Consider the following 17878-nt stretch of genomic DNA (forward strand, 5'->3'; position numbering starts at 1 on the left):
CAGCAGGAAAGACATTCCTTATACCTACCGGAGAGAAGGAAGTATTTCCATGCGGCTCCGGCAGCGGGGCCTTGTCCGCAGGCGCGGGGCGTGGTCGAATGTTCGCATGAAAAACGGGGACACCGCGGTCCTGGCCATCGGCACCAAGAAGGGCCTGTGGCTGGCCGAGAGCGCCGACCGCCAAGCATGGAATGTCACCGGTCCGCACTTCCTGATGGACGAGGTCGCCTCCCTGGCGATCGACACGCGCGGCGGTACGCCCCGGATCCTGGCCGGCATCATGAACTGGCACTGGGGCCCCTGCGTTGTGCACTCCGATGACCGCGGCGCCACCTGGAGCGAACCGGAGGACGGCGCCGTCCGGTTCCCCGAGGACACCGGCGAGGCACTGGCCCGGGTCTGGCAGCTGCAGCCCGACAGCGACGCGCGGCCCGGGGTGGTGTGGGCCGGTGCCGAGCCCATCTCCGTGTGGAAGTCCACGGACGGCGGTGAACACTTCGAAATGAACCGGCCGTTCTGGGACCACCCGCACCGCAGCGAGTGGGGCGCCGGCTTCGGCGGCGCGGCTGCCCACACCGTGCTGCCGAGCCCGGCGGACGACAGCGTGCACGTGGCCATCAGCGCGGCAGGGGTGTACCGCACGGACGACGGCGGCGCCTCCTGGGCACCCCGCAACAACGGCATCAGCGCCTACTTCCTGCCCGATCCCCATCCTGAGTTTGGCCAGTGCGTGCACAAGGCAGCCCGTGACGCCGGCGACCCCCGCCGGCTCTACGCGCAGAATCGCCACGGCGTGTACCGCTCCGACGACTCCGGAGACTCCTGGGTTTCGATTGCCGAAGGGCTACCGGCCGACTTCGGCTTTGTCATGCTGGCCCACCCCACCCGGCCCGGCACCATCTGGACCATTCCCCTGAAGGCCGACGGCGAGCGTATCCCGCCGGACGGCCATCCGGCGGTCTACCGAAGCACCGATGCCGGCGGAACCTGGACACGGCTGGACCGCGGCCTGCCCGAGACGGACTTCAACGCCGTGCTCCGCGATGCAGCCGCCGTAGATAACGGGGAACCGGCGGGCGTGTACTTCGGCACCCGCGGAGGCCAGGTGTTCGCCAGTGCCGACGAGGGCGACACCTTCTCGCTGGTGGCGGGAAACCTGCCGGATGTGCTGTGCGTCCGGGCCGGAATTGTTTCCGCCGAGCCGGAGCCGGCCTGATGACTGCGCAACCCGTGCGCCTGGTGCTGCCGGCGGCGCTGTCCACCGCCGCAGAAGGGCACCGCGAGCTGCACCGCGCCGCCGGGACAGGCCTCACCGCAGCCGGGCTGCTGGACGGCCTTGCGGTGGACTACCCGCGTCTGGAGCGCCGCATCCGGGACGAGGCCGGCCAGCTGCGCCGCTACGTCAACGTTTACATCGACGGCGAGGAACTGCGTGCCCTCGACGGGCTGGCAAGCACGGTGCCCCCGGGAGCCGAAGTCCTGATCCTGCAATCCATTGCCGGAGGGTAGCCCTCTCCGAAGCCGGTCCGTCAGGCGCCTGCCCCGGGATGCGCGGGCGAAGGATAAGCACGGCAGGGGTTAACGACACAACAGGCACTAAGACACAACAGGCACTAAGACACAGCAGGCATTAAAAACAGCAGGCACCCCGCCGGTCAGCGGGACGCCTGCTGTTCACGGAACCCGCGGTTCGGCGGGACTCCTCTGTTGTCTTTCCTGATCCGGTGGTTAGGCCGGCAGCTGCAGCACGTGGCCGGTGAAGATGAGGTCGGGGTGGATGACCGTGTCGGCGTTGGCGTTGTACAGCGCCTCCCAGCCACCCTCGATGCCCAGCTTCTCGGCGATGATGGACAGGGTGTCACCGGACTGGATGGTGTAGGTTTCACCGCTCAGCGCCGGGGCCGGGGTCTGTACCGGAGCCGGAGTCTGCACCGGTGCCGGTGCAGCAACCTGGGCCTCAGGCAGGACCTGGGTCTGCGGCACTACGGCTTCCGGAGCAGCCTGGGGCTGCGGTGCGGCGTAGGTCTCGGCCGGGACAGTTTCCTGGACCGGTGCTTCCGGGACGTACTGCTGCGTCGTTTCCGGTGCCACATATTCCTGAGCGGCCGGCGGTGCGACGTATTCCTGGGTGGCCTGCGGGGTCACCGTCTGGCTCTGGGCGCTCACCGAACCGGCACCGCCGGACAGGCCCAGCTTGGCGGAGCAGGCGGGCCAGGCTCCCCAGCCCTGGCCGGCAAGTACGCGTTCGGCCACGGCGATCTGCTGTTCACGGCTGGCGGACGTGGGATCGCCCTGCCCACCAAAGGCGGCCCAGGTGCTCGGCGTGAACTGCAGTCCGCCGGAGAACCCGTTTCCGGTATTGATGCTCCAGTTACCACCGCTTTCGCACTGTGCCAGTGCATCCCATGTACTCGCGTCGGCAGCCTGGGACGGTACTGCGGTCAGGGCGAGGCCTGCACCTGAGATGGCTGCAACAGCAAGTCCCCGGCGCACGTTTCGGCTGATCTTAGACTTGGTCATTAGTGTGGCTGCTCCCAGGGCCCACCGGCGTTCCACCCCTCCCGGGGCTTCTCTACGCTGCCGCCAACCCATGAAATATCGAGGGCATGGTTACGGTGCCTGACGAAGTGGCGACATCTGGTGGCTCGCGGCACCGAGCGTGCGGCTGCACCTGGAACGGCGCCAGCCTGGTCGCCGGACATCTATTTGGTCCGGCTGGGGGTCCGGTCTTTCCCGAACCGTTAACCACCGTAAGGGACGCTGCGCCGGAACCTCAAGCGAATCCAAATTGGTATGAATCACACCTAATCGTTATCGTTTCGAAATCCGCGGGAACAAGCCGATCTGCTATAAGCCCTGCGTCCGGCTGTGCGAAAGCTCATATCCGGTGCAACCCCGCCTTGTGGACAGCCGCTGACGCCGGGTCTAGGGTTTGTCCACGTGCTCACATTCTTCAATGCGTTAAAGCGCATTCTGGTCGGGCGTCCGTACGGCAATGAACGGCTCTCGCGCACTCTCCTGCCCAAGCGCATCGCACTTCCCGTATATGCGTCCGATGCCCTCTCATCAGCGGCCTACGCTCCTGATGAAATCCTGCTGACCCTGGCACTGGCCGGAGTGACCGCCGTGACCCTCTCACCCTGGGTTGGCCTGGCGGTCATCGTGGTCCTCCTGACGGTCGTGGCCTCCTATCGGCAGAATGTGCATGCGTATCCGTCGGGCGGCGGAGATTATGAGATTGCCAGCAGCAATCTCGGCAAGCCGGCAGGATTGACGGTGGCATCCGCCCTGCTGGTCGACTACGTCCTCACGGTTGCGGTGTCCATGTCCTCGGCCTCCCACTACCTCATAACGGCGGTACCCGCACTCAACGGCATGCAGGCACCAATAGCAGCCGTCGGCGTCGCCGTCCTGGTCCTGGTCAACCTGAGGGGCATCCGTGAAGCCGGCGCATTGTTTGCCGTGCCCACTTACCTGTTCATGGCCTCGGTGCTCGGCATGTGCGCCTTCGGAGCATTCCAGGCAGCCGCCGGAACCCTGGGCGATTCGCCCTCCGCTGCTTTTGACCTCGTTCCCGAGTCCGGGCTGGACAGCGGGCTGGTGGGCCTGGCCGGAGCGTTCCTGCTGCTGCGCGCCTTCTCCTCGGGTGCCGCGGCGCTGACCGGGGTGGAGGCCATCAGCAACGGCGTGCCGACGTTCCGCAAACCCAAGAGCACCAATGCGGCTACAACGCTGCTGCTGCTGGGCGTCGTGTCCGCGTCCATGCTGGCCGGGATCCTGTCCCTGGCCAGCGCCACCGAGGTCCGGGTGGTCCAGGACCCGGAAACCCAGCTGACCCTGAACGGCAGCCCTGTGGGTCAGGACTACGTGCAGCACCCGGTTATCAGCCAGCTGGCGGAAACTGTCTTCGGCGACGGGAGCATTCCCTTCTACATTGTGGTGGCCGCCACCGGCCTGATCCTGGTGTTCGCCTCGAACACTGCGTTCAACGGTTTCCCGGTACTCGCATCCATCCTCGCGAAGGACGGTTTCCTGCCCCGGCAGATGCGCACCCGCGGCGACCGCCTGGCGTTCAGCAACGGCATCATTGCCCTGGGGCTGGGAGCCCTGGCGCTGATATTCGTCTTCGACGCCGATGTCACCCGGCTGATCCAGCTCTACATCGTTGGTGTCTTCGTGTCCTTCACCGCCAGCCAGCTGGGAATGATCCGGCACTGGACCGGCAAGCTGCGGACCGAACGCAGCCGTGAAGTCCGGCACCGGATGCAGCGGTCACGGGCCATCAACGCCGTCGGTTTTGGCATGACCGCACTGGTGCTGCTGATCGTCCTCGTCACCAAGTTCACCCACGGAGCGTGGATAGCCCTGCTGGCGATGGGCGGGCTGTACCTGCTGATGTTCACCATCAGGGCACATTACGACTCCGTGGCCCGGGAGCTCTCCGTCGAGGACGACCACCGCGGGCTGGCCCTCCCTTCCCGGGTGAACGCGGTCATCCTGGTGTCAAAGGTCCACAAGCCTGCCCTGCGGGCGCTGGCCTACGCCAGGGCGTCCCGGCCCTCCAGCCTCAACGCCATCATCGTGGACATCGACCCGGAGGACACCGAGCGCGTGATGGAAGAGTGGGAGCGGATGCAGATCCCGGTGCCGCTGACCGTGCTGTCCTCGCCCTACCGGGAGACCGTCTCCCCCGTTCTCGACTATTTGCGCGAGGCCCGGCGCACTGCCCCGCGCGAACTGTTTGTGGTCTACATCCCCGAGTACGTCGTCGGGCGCTGGTGGGAGCAGCTGGTGCACAACCAAACGGCGCTGCGAATCAAGGCGCGGCTGCACTTTGAGCCCGGCATCATGGTCGCCAGCGTTCCCTGGCAGCTTGCCTCCAGCCGCGACCGCGACGCCGCCCCGACGCCGGGCTCCGGGCTGTAACCGCCCCGACAACACACTCATGCCGCTGGGATTCGGCGCACTCTGGCTTCCTTAATGGTGCAGGAATTACCACTGTCTCCGCACCCTGCTCAACCGTAAAATTTGCGGCGGGATTATGACTCAGGTGACCGATACACGCCATTCCCCATTTAAACTCTTGCCACCCTATGCAAATGAAGCCTAGCGTTCCCCTTGAAAGTCAATTCATGAACGACTTTCACAGTTGCGGAATTGCCATTCCGCAGGTGCTTGGGATCGCACTCCCACTCTTAGAAGGGGCATTTGCATGTATGAACGAAACAGCCTTACTTTATGGAAATCAAATCGAGGCAAGGTTGCGGCTGCTGCCGTTGCATCGGTAGTGGCGCTTTCATTCTCCGGATTGTCAGGACCAGCGGCAGTAGCAGCACCGCCTCCCGGAGAAACAGAAACCCAGCAGGGTGAATCAGCGCCTGAATATATCTTGGGGCAGCTGTCGCCCCAGGAAATGCACCAAGAGAATCCCACAGAAGCTCCCCGTCCGCTTTTTGCTGACAAATCTGCGCTCAAGGACCAGTCACCCCGAGTTGCGGAACACCCACGTCCGTCCGCACCTGAGAGCAACCTGCGCTCCCAAGCTGCACAGACATGCTCCTCCGCGGATTTCGCGGACCTGAGCGGCAGCGCTCTGGTCTCCAAGATCAAGACCAGTACGCCGGATTGTATAAATACTCTCTTCAACACCAAGGGGGAAGATTCAGGCAAGCTTTTTTCAGAATCACAAATGACAACAATCGCCCAAGCGCTTCTCCTAAATGCTCAGAACTATACGGGAGATAACGCAGCGAGTACTGTGCAGTTGGTGCTTTTCCTGCGGGCCGGTTATTACGTTCAATTCTATCAGCCAGCGGCAGTTGGCGAGTACTCACCAGCACTGCGTCAGGAAGTGGAAAAGGCACTGCGCGCCTTCTTTGATTCAGCGAGCTCCAGTCTGGTAAATGACGCAAACGGCGAGATCCTCGCCGAAGCCGTAACCCTGATCGACTCCGCCGAACTCAACGCACAATTTATTCCCGTCATCAAACGGTTACTCAACGGCTACAACCAAAGCTACGACTCATCGTGGTGGATGCTGAACGCCGTCAATAACACATTTACGGTCCTTTTTCGCGGGCACCAGGTTCCGGAGTACATTGAGGCAGTAAGCCAAGACCCCAGCATCCTCAACACGCTGCACGATTTCGCCGGAAAGAACATTGGCCTGCTCTCGACCGATCGGTCCTATCTCGTCTCCAACGCTGGACGCGAGCTCGGACGGTTTCTCAGCCAGCCGGCCCTGAAGGCCCACGCTAAACCCCTCGTTATTGATCTGCTTTCACGGAGCCAAATGGTAGGAGACACCGCAGGCCTCTGGGTGGGGCTAGCGGAAATGACGGCCTACTATGATTCTTCCAACTGTGCCGACTACGGAACCTGCAACCTGGAACAGAAATTGCGGCAGGCCGTGCTCCCGCAGGAGCGTCAGTGCAGCACGAGCATCAAATTTGTCACCCAGTCAGTCAGTCAGGGCGAGTTCGATGCCAGCTGCACCAGCCTTATCAACCAGGACGCATATTTTCACGCTACGGCTAAGGACCCGGGACCGGTCTCCAATGACCAGAACACCAGTATTGATGTTGTTGTGTTTGATTCGAGCACCGATTACCAGACATACGCAGGTGCGATTTTTGGGATCGATACAAACAACGGCGGAATGTATTTGGAAGGGGACCCCTCCCAAGCGGGAAACACACCGGTGTTTGTTGCTTACGAGGCTGAGTGGGTCAAGCCTGAGTTCCAAATTTGGAACCTGAACCATGAGTACACCCATTATTTGGATGGTCGCTACAACATGTACGGCGACTTTGGCGAGAACATCGCTACCCCCACAATCTGGTGGGTGGAAGGATTTGCCGAGTACATTTCTTACGGATACCGGAGTGAGCCCTACACGGCAGCGAATTCTGCGGCAGCATCGGGTGAATACAAACTTAGCCAGCTTTTCGATACCACATATGATCACGGTACCGAGCGTGTTTATCGGTGGGGATACCTTGCGGTGAACTTCATGCTCAACAAGCACCCCCAGGAAATGCAAACTGTACTTTCCCATTACCGGGCCGGAGAATGGGACCAAGCGAGATCATATCTCAAGAATTCAATCGGCACCGCATATGATGCCGAGTTTGCAGAGTTTCTTACGGTGTGTGCTGCCGGCAACTGTGCCCCAGTTCCGCCTCTTCCCGGAGGCGGCGAGATCCCGGGGCAGGAATGCGAGATCGGAAATCCGAACCTGGTGGCTCCGAACTGCGATCGTACCGGAATTGCGGGAACTGCAGGTGAAGGCCATCATTTCTATCTGAACGTACCAGAAGGGACCGCCCGGCTTACCATTACCACAAGTGGCGGCAGCGGAAACGCAGATATTTATTACAATCCCTGGAATTGGGCTTCTGCCACGGACCATAATTACCGTTCCACTAACGCCGGCAACAATGAGACCATTGTTGTCGATTATCCGCCGGCCGGTTACAACTACATTGACATTGAAGGAGTTGATGATTTCACCGGCGTCACACTTAAGGTGGCGTATTAGGCACTCCCTCAGTAACGTCTAGGACGGCTGCGGGAACACACTGCCTGACAAGTCTGACTACAGCGATGAAGCCAGGGCCGCACTTAGCGGCCCTGGCTTCATCGGCGTGGCCGGGCCCGCCGCTCAAGTAACTTGCAGCCCGCTCATTGCACCAAGCTGGAACCGGCTGGACGCACCGAAGTTTCGCTGGATAATTTGCACCTTTCGCTGAACAGTGCGCACGCTGACACCCAGGGACCGAGCGACTGACTCATCGGTAAGACCAGCTGAAAGCAACCGGAGAATATCGACTTCTTCCTCGGTCAGCAGCCTTCTGTCATCCAGTCTCTCAGTCGTCAGTGGCAGGGCTGACCGCCAAATCGTTTCAAAAGTACCCGTCAGGAACTCAGCGAACCAAGAAGCCTGGATCCGAACTGCGAGGAATCCGCTCCTAGCAGGCGCCCTACTGAAAATCAGGAACTCCTCCCGGTCCCGGATTAATATCCGAGTGGGGACAATCGTTGAGACCCGGGCTTCCTCGCCCTGCCGGACAGACGTCAGCATAGCCTCACGCAAGGACTCACGCTTAAAAACGGAAGGATCGTAAATCACCCGGTAATGGACGCCACGCGCCAAAGCCGGCGGCTGAGCACTGGACTGCCCCCTTGTTTCCGGGCCGTGCATACCGTAGTCGAAGGCTTCCACCGAACGCTGTGCGCGGTGCTGCATATCAGAAAATATGGCGTCCAAACGTTGCTGCGCGGTTACGACCTCCACATCGAGGACGGCTTCGGCGGATGGGTCAGAACCCTTGGGGCGCGCCAGAAACTTAGCGCTTTGAGCCAGCTCTTCGAGCTGGTCGCATAACTCACTCAGTGACGAAACATTCACCCTATGTCCTTGGCCGGATAAGAAAATCCTGTACGGGCACAGGCTGTTGCCCCCACGACGAAGTACAGCGGTGCCATTTTTCACAGGTTACAAGCGTGCGTCTGGTATATCCACGGTAGACATGTCCACAAGCTCACTCTCGCATGCAGGCGGCGCACCGGCATACAGCCGACGGGTTTGAAACGGCAACAGTTGGTTGGGACTGCCGGGCAATTCGCCAGCCGGCAACCCCAACCAGTACAGGCACCCGCTTATGTCTGATCCCGCATCCATAATTCCAGTCCCGAAGCGTCCAGCGGCAATTCTGCGGATAGGACTTCACTGCCGGTCTCTGTGAGGAGGATGTCATCTTCGATGCGTACGCCAATGCCCCTGAGTTCAGGGGGAACCGTCAGATCATTGGCGTGGAAGTAAAGTCCTGGCTCCACGGTCAGCACCATCCCGGGGAGCAATAGGCCGTCCTGATAGGCAGAATAGGAGGACTGGGCACAGTCATGGACGTCCAGCCCCAGATGATGGCCGACCCCGCATACCAGGTAGCGGCGGTGCTGCTGCCCGGACGGCGACAGCGCCTCGTCCACTGAGACTCTCAGCAGGCCCCAGTCATGAAGCCCTTCGGCAATCACTTCCATGATGGACGTGTGAAAATCACTGAAGATTTTGCCTGGGCTGACTGCGGCAAGCCCTGCCCGGTGCGCCTTTTCAACCAGATCATGCACTAGGCGCTGCTCGTTGGTATAGGTCCCCGAGGCCGGGAACGTCCGGGTAACGTCTGCTGTATAGAAGCTTTTGGTTTCCACACCCATGTCCAAGAGCAGCATCTTGTCCTCCAGCACGGGTCCGTCACAGCGCACCCAGTGCAGCGTGGGAGCATGTTCGCCGCTGCCGACGATTGTTGCGTACCCGGCCCCGTTCCCGAAGGTCCTGGCGTGCCGGTCAAATGTTCCCTGCAGCCAGCGTTCACCCAGGCCGCTGACGGCAGCCGGTATCTCACGGATGACGGCACGGAATCCGTCCACCGTGTGCGTTACCGCCTCCCGCAGCTGCTGGATCTCCCACGCGTCTTTGACCATTCGCAGTTCTGAAAGATGCCGCACGAGAAGCGTGGATCGGGCGGCGTCGAAATCCACGCTGATGAACGCGGGAATGTTGCCGACGCACAGCGGGCTGGCAAGATGCTTCAAATCACTTTGCAGCTCCGTGAGGGGCTTGACCGTCAGTCCCAGCGCCTCCGACCAATCGGCAAGCGAGGGTGCGGGGCCAACCCAGAGCTCCCCGTGGGCGGCATCAGCAAAAAAATCCCGGTCCCCCGGGAATGCCGGCGGGGGTGCATAGAGGACCGCTTCGCCGCCTTGGGCGGAGGGCCGAATAACTAGCACGGCGTCTTCTATCGCGCAGCCCGTCAACCAGTAAAAATTGCTGTCAGGGCGGAAATCGTAATTCGTGTCATTGCTGCGGACCGGAGCATGACCGGCTCCAAGAACTATTGTGGCTTCACCGTATTCCGCCTTGAGCTGTTGACGGTGCCGGCCTGCGGCCTCGGCCGCTCCCGGGATGACCGGCGGTGTCCTGTCTGGTTCAGACCATCCTTGGCCCATGTACCGGACGAAAGAGCCGCTCTCGGCCAGTCTGGGAGTACGGGGATCCGGCTCCGTCGGCGTTGGCATGGATGAAGCCGGCGGGATGTGCAGGTCAGTCAAGAAAAGCTCCTTCTCCAGGGTTAATGCGTGGGTCGTTGAAGTACCGGACGGGGCTTTCGTCGGAAAAAACGGCGAAAGGTTGAGGCAGGGTTTTCTTAGCCGGCAACTCGGACCCGGGCGTCGAGCATGACATAGACAATGTCGACCACGATGTTCGCCAAGACGATAAATACCCCACCCACCAGGACTATCCCGATGACCACCGGACGGTCCTGGTTGTGCACGGCGCTGACTGCGAGGTTACCAATGCCGGCGAGGCCGAATACCTGCTCAATCACAATGACTCCGCCAAGCATCAGGCCAATGTCTGTCCCGAGCTGAGTGACCAGCGGCGTCATGGCGCTGCGCATGCCGTGGCGATAGATCACTGTCCTTTCAGGGAGGCCTTTGGCCCGTGCGGTGCGAATGTAGTCCTCACCCAAGACTTCAAGCAGCTGTCCGCGTGTCAAGCGCGCGTAAGTCGCGGCGGTGACTAAGGCAAGGGTGGTCCACGGCAGTGCCAGATGCCAGGCCCAGGACATCACCCCTTCCGAGAACGGAGCATAACCGCTGGGAGGAAAAAGGAGGACTCCTGCCTTGGTCGGCAGGAAATACAGCAGGTACAGGGAGAGCATGCCGATGACAAACGTAGGAAAGCTGATTCCGGCGAGGGCAAAGACGACGCCCAGCCTGTCCCGAAGACTTCCGGGGCGCCGGGCCGAAGCAACCCCGATAGGGATACCGATCGCCAGCCACAGCACAACACCACCGGCGACCAGTGCGGCGGTGGCAGGCAGCCGATCCAAAATCAGCTCACCGACAGCCTGCTGGCTGCGGTATGAAAACCCCAAGTCCCCCTGAAGGAGCTGACCAATGAAATTCAGGTACTGCACGTGGATTGGCTTGTCCAGCCCCAGATTGGATCGAATCTGGCTCAAAATTTCCGGTGTTGCCTTGTCCCCTGCTATGACCCTCGCCGGGTCACCCGGAGCGACGAAAAACAGAATAAAGACAAATATGCTGAGGCACAGCAGTACCAACGCGCCGAAAGCCAATCGTTTTACCAGGAAAGGGATCATCGTCTAACCCTCCTGCGTGCACGAGGATCCAGGGCGTCACGAATACCGTCACCCAGGATGTTGAAGGCGAGAGTAGTCAGCAGCAGAATAGTCCCTGGAAAAACAACCAGCCACCATGCTGAGAGATAAATCGAGTTGGACGCCGCTTCTGAAAGCATCCCGCCCCAGCTCGCAGCCGGGGGGACAATACCCATTCCAAGAAACGATAATGTGGCTTCAAAGACGATCGCGTTGGGGATCATGAGGGTGGCGTAAATAATGATGGGAACTGCCAGATTAGGGACAATCTCCCGAACCATGATGGACAGATGTCCAGCTCCCATGGAACGGGCCGCTTCCACGTAGTCACGCTGCCGCAGGGACAGAACCTGACCGCGAATTACCCGGCCCATCGCCGTCCAGCTAAAAAAGATGATGACGCTGATACTCAAGGGCAGGCTGGGCCCGAAAACCGATACAAGGGCAATTGCGCACAGAAGGAACGGCACGCTCATCACCAGGTCCATAACGCGGCTAAGCACCGAGTCCGTCCGCCCGCCAAAATACCCCGCAAGCAGCCCGACGAGCACGCCTATTAGAGCTGCGGACAGAGAGGCGGCGACCCCGACAATCAGGGACACCCGTGCACCGTGGGCCAGACGGACCAGCACGTCCCTGCCAAGTTGGTCCGCTCCCAGCAGGAATTCACTGTTAGGACCGGCAGGATTTCCCGCCGGTCCCATGCCGGTCTCCCGGAACTGTTGATTGACCTCATGTCCCGTTAATTGATCCGTCAGGGGCGCTGCGACCGCGAAGAGAATCAGCAACAGAATAAACAGACCGGATAGGAGCGAGGATTTGTCCCTGCGCAGGCGGCGGAGCGTCAAGTCCAGGGAGCCCCGCTGAATGACCGGGGCCGGCTGGGAAACCGCCCCCTGCTCGGTGAGGTTTTGCTGGCTCATACTGATGCTGCCCTCGACGCTGCACCGATCATCTGCCGCCGCGGTAGTGGGTCCCCAGCGTCGGATGTCGGGAGAGCCGCCCTCAACAAGGACTTCGTGAATTCCTTTTGCGGGTTGTGATAAATATCTTCAGTTGTGGCCAGTTCCACAATCTGCCCCTGATCCATGACAGCTATTCGGTCACACACATGGCGGACAACGGACAAATCATGGGAGATAAACAGGTAAGTCATGCCGAACTCCTTTTGGAGGTCGCTCATCAGGTTAATAATCTGGGCCTGGATGGACACGTCCAGTGCCGAAACCGGCTCGTCGTAGATGATGACGGACGGATTAAGCGCCATGGCACGGGCAATGCCAATACGCTGGCGCTGCCCACCGGAGAAGTCAGCGGGAAAGCGATTGTAATGCTCGGGGTTAAGCCCAACTGTTTCCATCAGTTTCTGCACACGGCGTTTGTATTCAGGACCGGAGCACACCTGATGGATACGGAAGGGGTCACCAATGATGGACCCTACGCGCCTGCGTGGGTTGAGAGCTCCAAAAGGATCCTGAAAGACGAGTTGCACTTCCTTGCGCAGCTCGCGCCATTCCCGGTGGCTGATCTGTGAGAGATCGCGGCCGGCCAGTGTGACCGAGCCACCCGTGATGGGCGCAAGTCCGGCGAGGACGCGTGCCAGAGTAGATTTTCCACAACCGCTTTCGCCGACGAGCCCCAGTGTTTCGCCGCGCTCGATCACCAGGTCAACCCCTTTGAGCACCTCTTTGCGGCGCTTTTTCCTCCACCCGCCGGAACCATATTCAAGGGTTACACCCCTGGCTTCGATGACCGGCGATACCCCGGCTCCAACGGACCGCGGCGCCGTTGCGGTGGAGAATGCCTCCGGCACGGACGGCGGTACCGTCAGCCAGCAGTCAGCTTGCCCGCCGTCCGCAAACTGGATGGTGGGCGGCTGCAGTTCGCGGCAGTGCTGCATTACGTCCGGGCATCTGTCCGCAAACACGCAACCTTTTGTTCGTTCAAGCAGGCTCGGGGGCCTGCCCGCGATGGGAATCAGTTTCGAGCCCGGCTTATAGTTGCCCGGTGTCGACCGAAGCAGGCCAGCGGTATAGGGGTGCGCAGGTTGCTCAAAGACCGCTTGCGTACTCCCGTATTCCATGCGGTTTCCTGCATACATCACCATGCTGCGTTCTGCTACGCGTGCGAGTACGGCAAGATCATGGCTGATCATGAGGACGGTGGTATTGAACTCTTTGCGCATATCGTTCATGAGGGTAAGGATCTGGGCCTGAACGGTTGAATCAAGCGCTGTTGTCGGTTCGTCAGCAATGATGAGTTTCGGGTTGAGCGCCAACGCCATCGCAATCATCACCCGCTGACGCATGCCCCCGGAAAATTGATGGGGGTAGCTGTCAAAATGGGCGGCGGCATCGGGGATACCCACCTTTTCCAGCATCTCGGTGGCACGCTGCCTGACGTCCTGCCTTGAGGCCTTTTCATGGACGAGAATCTGCTCGCATACCTGCTGACCGACGGTGTACTGCGGATGAAGGCTGCTCAGGGGATCCTGAAAGATCATGCTGATGTCGCTGCCCCGGAGCCTTCGGACGGCCTCGGGCGAGAGGGCTAGCAGATCTCGTCCCTCGAAGAGCACCCGGCCGGTTATCTCAGCCCCTGGCAGCAGCCCCAGTATGGCTTGGGCCATAACGCTTTTCCCAGATCCCGACTCGCCCACGATTCCAAAGAACTCGCCGTGCTCGACTGTGAACGAAACATCCTGCACTGCATTCACCGTCCCGTCTTCAGTGGGAATCCGAACGTTGAGGTTACACACTTCTAATAGGCTCATAGGGACCTGTCCGGCTTGGGGAGGGAGTCATTGCAGTCGCGAGGGAGCCGGCATCCGTGGATGCTTGATACCGGGTGGAGCATCGGACTCAGTGTTCGAGCCAGACGTTGGTCCAGTCGCCCTGGACGCTGAGCGCGTAGGGTACAAAGTTATTGACCCGCTTGCCGTGGTACAGGACCGCCTTCGGTGCGGCCACAGGAATGACAACGGCGTCCGCCATCACCTTCTCGTCGACCTGCCCCCACAACTTTGCGGCTTCTTCCGGATCGTCAGCGGAAATGGCCCGGGAGGCCAGCTCGGTCGCTTCGGCATTGTTGTAGTCCATGTAGTTGTACGTCTGGGTTGTCTTCTCGAAAGTGAACTGCGGCTGGAAAACCGAACGCGCCGCACCGCCCTGCCAGTCCGGCGTCCAGCCGACCGGTGCTATATCCCAGGACCCCTCCTCCGTGGACGATCGGTTGGTGAGGAATTTGGAGTAATAGTCTGTTGGGTTCACGGGGATCAGCTCCACCTCGATGCCGGCGTCCGCAAGGCTGGCCTGGATTGTCTGGGCAATCTGCGGCTCCAGATCCTTGGTCCGGTACGGCATCTTGAGGCGCAGCCCCTCAGGGTACCCGGCCTCAGCCAGCATGTCCCTGGCCTTCGCCGGATCGCCTTTGTCGCCGGGCGTCGGGTAGAGGTTGAACTCGTGGAACCCCAGGATGCCGGGACCAAAAATGCCGTGCTGAACTTTGGTGTTATCCGTTCCGCCCAGTGTCTGGACCACCGCGGCCTTGTCCACCGCGTATTGCAGGGCCTGCCGCACCTTGAGCTCCTTCAGTGCTCCGCCGTTGTTCCCGGTTTTAGTGTTTATCCAGATAAACGGGTTCACTTGGCCTGAGGCGACAGTAGAAAGCTTCGGGTCGGAGGAGGCCTTTAGCTGCTGGGCAACCGACGTGGAAATCGACGTGTCAAAGGCCATGTCCAGGGAACCGGCCTGCAACTGTTGGGTGACCGCATCGGTGGACAGCCCCATGGTCATCTCAATGCCGTCAACATGCGCCGCACGAAGCGGGTCGGAGTCAGCTACCCATGCGGGGTTACGCTCGAGCTTCAGCGATTTGTCGGGTGTGTAGGCAGCTATTCGGTAGGGGCCGCTGGCAATGAAGTTGTCCCGGTATTCGGGTGAGTCCGGAAGGTAGCTGAGGACCTCAACAGGCGCCGGTGACGCGGCGCTCAGCGACAGCATGTAGACAAAGTCGCCGGCTTGTTCTTTAAGATTGAACTGCACAGTTGTGGAATCAGTGAAAGCGATGCCCTCAACATCATTATTCTCGACGTACTGCTTCATGGCGTTGACTTCCGGCGGCACCTCAGCAAAACCGTCACAGAAAGCGTCCATGCCCTTAATGAGACTGGTGAAGTAGGTAACGTGGGGGCTGGCCTGATAAGGATTGCACAGCCGCTTGATCCCGCGTTCGACGTCCGCGGCCTCAATGGCTCTGGGTGCGCCGGGAGTGTCCCACCGGACGTCGTCGCGCAGTCTGAACGTGTAGGTTAGTCCGTCGTTGGTGGCAGATGGAACGTCCACCGCCAGATCACCCCGCGGAGCTATGCGACCGGCTTCATCCTCGACGGTCTCGTAACTGACGAGTTGCCTGGTTATCGACCTCATAAGGGCGCTTGCAGGCACATATGCAGTAAGTGCCGGATCAAGGTGGTCAATGTCTCCGTTGGAACCCACCATCAGCGTCCCGCCCGCAGTGGCCTCACCGGCAGGAGCTCCGTCATTTTCTGCGCTCTCCAAACTGCATCCCGCGACAGCTGCCACGAGAGCGGCCGCACCAAGGATGGATAGTGCGGTCTTGACGCAACCATAGCCTGGCATCAGATCCCCTTTAATTGTGATTCGGCTCACACGCTGAGTACGAGTGAAATGTTATACGTCACATGGGAAGCACGGTCAGGAATGACGGGATGATGCCAAACGGCTCCGAGGGGACTTGTTCCAATGTCGTGTTTACGTCGTCTGCGGCCGGGCAGCGCCACCCGCCGGAAAACCCCTAGAGATTGAACCGCCGGCCGGACCACCGGCGGCGAAACCACCGGTCGTGGCTGGCCACCACCACCGTTCCGGGGTACGAGTCGATGGCCCGCTCCAGTTCCTCGGCCAGGGACAGCGCCAGGTGGTTGGTCGGCTCGTCGAGCAGCAGCAGCTGCGGCGGTTCGGCCACCAGCGCAGCCAGGGCCACGCGGCGCCGCTGGCCCGGCGACAGCTCTCCCATCGGCTGTTCCTCCTCGTCCGGGCGCAGCAGCCCGAGTTCGGCCAGCGGAGGCGCCTCCTCCGGGCGGGCCAGCCGGGAGCGGTAGGCAGCCGCGGCCGGGAGTGCCGGATCAGGCCAGCGGTCCTCCTGCAGGAGCAGGCCAACGCTGAGCGCCGGCGCATGCCGGACATCACCGGTGTCAGCCGCGAGCGAGCCGGCCAGCACCGCGAGCAGCGTCGATTTGCCTGCCCCGTTGCGGCCTTCCACGAGGATCCGGTCCCCGCTCTCCACGACCAGGTCGACCGGACACAGCCGTCCGTCCACCCCTGCGCCCCTCAGGACCAGGATCTGCGTTCCGTCTGTAACCGGGGAAAATCCGTCCACTGCGCGGGCGGAGGGGAGTCCACGGAAAACCAGCGGCTGCCGGGGCTCCGGAACCGCCGTCCGGTCCAGCTCCGCCAGTCCCCGCAGCGCCGACCGCACCCGCCCTCCCACGGTCTTCGCAGCCCTGTCGCTGTAGAACTTTTTGGCACCCCGGATCTCGGTTCCGGGAATCGTGGTGTGAAAGATGTTCCGCCCGTCGACGTCGGCGATGCGCCGCAGCCTCTCCCGCTCCGCTTCCTGCGTTTCCCACGCTTCACGCCAGCGCCCGCGGGCAGCGGACCGTGCGGCCAGGTAGTCCGTGTACCCGCCGGTGTAGCGCCGGCCCTGCACTGACGGGCCGGCGTAGCTCTCCGCTCCGGATGCAGGATCAAGGTCAACCAGTTCAGTGGCAACGGCATCCAGGAACCACCGGTCGTGGCTGGCCATCAGCAGCGGGCCCTGCCGGGCGCGGAGTTCGGCGGCCAGGTAGGCGACGGCGTCGTCGTCGAGGTGGTTTGTAGGTTCATCCAAAAGCAGCGCAGCCGGGCGCCCGAGCAGCAGTGCAGCCAGGGCCAGACGGCGCCGCTGGCCGCCGGACAGGCTGTGCACCGGCCGGTCCCGTTCCAGACCGGCCAGGCTCAGGCCCGCGAGGACCTCGCTGATCCGGGCGTCCAGTGCCCAGAGGCCGGAGTGTTCGGCCTCCGTCAGGGCGGCGTCGTAAGCATCGGCGACCGACACATCCTCCGGCACCACGGCGAGCCGGCCGCCCAGGTCCTCCAGGAGGATGCCGAGCCCGCGGACGGGAGCGACGGCCGCCTCAAGCACGTCAGCCAGCGTTGCCCCGGGCACGGGAAGGAGTTCCTGCCGCAGGAAGCCAAGCGATGCAGGCCGGACAACGGACCCCGCGTCCGGGGTCAGCACCCCGGCGGCGATCAGCAGCAAGGTTGATTTTCCGGATCCGTTTTCCCCAATCAGAGCGGTGCGGTTTCCTGGGGAAACGGAAAACGTGACGTCCGTGAGCACCCGGCGGCCTGGGTAGCCGAGGCTGACCGCTTCAAGCCGCAGGTGGCTGCCGCTCGCGGCACGCGGGACGGAACCCGGCCTGGGATCAGTTCGCGGCGGGAAACCGGGAGCCGCGGAATCTGCGCGGGAAGGGGTGCGGGAAGGGGTGGGGCGTGAGGCGGCCATGGGAATCCTACTGTCCTGGAAGCTGCCGCCCGCCGGGCACATCGGGCACCGCCGCCCCGCACGTACAGGGGGGGGGCGGTGCCAGCCTCTGGCGGGCGCGGAACAATCAGGAAATCAGCATGGGT

At 61.7% G+C, this 17878-nt stretch carries 12 protein-coding genes; 4 read left to right on the plus strand and 8 right to left on the minus strand.

Annotated features, from left to right (window positions below; all coding sequences use genetic code 11):
• Positions 1-106 precede the first annotated feature (106 nt).
• Entirely contained in the window at positions 107-1216 is a 1110-nt protein-coding gene (locus WKB88_RS10400; RefSeq protein ID WP_341394496.1) for a WD40/YVTN/BNR-like repeat-containing protein, read from the plus strand.
• The gene (locus WKB88_RS10405; RefSeq protein WP_341394497.1) at positions 1216-1509 is read left to right on the plus strand and encodes a MoaD/ThiS family protein; all 294 of its coding nucleotides are present in this window, start codon (positions 1216-1218) and stop codon (positions 1507-1509) included. Before WKB88_RS10400 ends, WKB88_RS10405 begins: the two co-directional genes overlap by 1 nt.
• Positions 1510-1728: 219 nt before the next feature.
• Here WKB88_RS10405 and WKB88_RS10410 read toward each other — a convergent pair whose 3' ends face one another.
• Positions 1729-2520 carry a transglycosylase family protein gene (locus WKB88_RS10410; protein ID WP_341394498.1) on the minus strand — a complete coding sequence of 264 codons (792 nt, stop codon included), beginning with the start codon at positions 2518-2520 and terminating at the stop codon, positions 1729-1731.
• A gap of 420 nt (positions 2521-2940) precedes the next feature.
• Here WKB88_RS10410 and WKB88_RS10415 point away from each other — a divergent pair, with 420 nt between their 5' ends.
• The gene (locus WKB88_RS10415; RefSeq protein ID WP_341394499.1) at positions 2941-4926 is read left to right on the plus strand and encodes an APC family permease; all 1986 of its coding nucleotides are present in this window, start codon (positions 2941-2943) and stop codon (positions 4924-4926) included.
• A 286-nt stretch (positions 4927-5212) separates the two neighbouring features.
• Positions 5213-7540 (plus strand): M9 family metallopeptidase, encoded by a 2328-nt coding sequence (locus WKB88_RS10420; protein WP_341394500.1) that lies wholly within the window; start codon positions 5213-5215, stop codon positions 7538-7540.
• Positions 7541-7663: 123 nt separating this feature from the next.
• Here WKB88_RS10420 and WKB88_RS10425 read toward each other — a convergent pair whose 3' ends face one another.
• From WKB88_RS10425 to WKB88_RS10455, 7 genes are all read right to left on the minus strand, one after another.
• Positions 7664-8410, minus strand: a complete 747-nt coding sequence (locus WKB88_RS10425; protein WP_341394501.1) for a helix-turn-helix transcriptional regulator — start codon at positions 8408-8410, stop codon at positions 7664-7666.
• Between the two features lie 251 nt (positions 8411-8661).
• Positions 8662-10077 carry an aminopeptidase P family protein gene (locus WKB88_RS10430; RefSeq protein WP_341394739.1) on the minus strand — a complete coding sequence of 472 codons (1416 nt, stop codon included), beginning with the start codon at positions 10075-10077 and terminating at the stop codon, positions 8662-8664.
• Between the two features lie 128 nt (positions 10078-10205).
• Entirely contained in the window at positions 10206-11168 is a 963-nt protein-coding gene (locus tag WKB88_RS10435) for an ABC transporter permease (protein ID WP_341394502.1), read from the minus strand.
• Positions 11165-12109, minus strand: coding sequence for an ABC transporter permease (locus WKB88_RS10440; protein ID WP_341394503.1), 945 nt, complete (start codon positions 12107-12109; stop codon positions 11165-11167). Before WKB88_RS10440 ends, WKB88_RS10435 begins: the two co-directional genes overlap by 4 nt.
• Positions 12106-13959 carry an ABC transporter ATP-binding protein gene (locus WKB88_RS10445; protein WP_341394504.1) on the minus strand — a complete coding sequence of 618 codons (1854 nt, stop codon included), beginning with the start codon at positions 13957-13959 and terminating at the stop codon, positions 12106-12108. The genes WKB88_RS10440 and WKB88_RS10445 overlap by 4 nt, the downstream gene beginning before the upstream one ends.
• Positions 13960-14047: 88 nt before the next feature.
• Entirely contained in the window at positions 14048-15745 is a 1698-nt protein-coding gene (locus tag WKB88_RS10450; protein WP_341394505.1) for an ABC transporter substrate-binding protein, read from the minus strand.
• Positions 15746-16001: 256 nt separating this feature from the next.
• Entirely contained in the window at positions 16002-17753 is a 1752-nt protein-coding gene (locus tag WKB88_RS10455; protein ID WP_341394506.1) for an ABC-F family ATP-binding cassette domain-containing protein, read from the minus strand.
• Positions 17754-17878 lie beyond the last annotated feature (125 nt).

Origin of the sequence: Arthrobacter sp. G119Y2 (assembly GCF_038069765.1) — a bacterium.
Classification (GTDB): domain Bacteria; phylum Actinomycetota; class Actinomycetes; order Actinomycetales; family Micrococcaceae; genus Arthrobacter_B.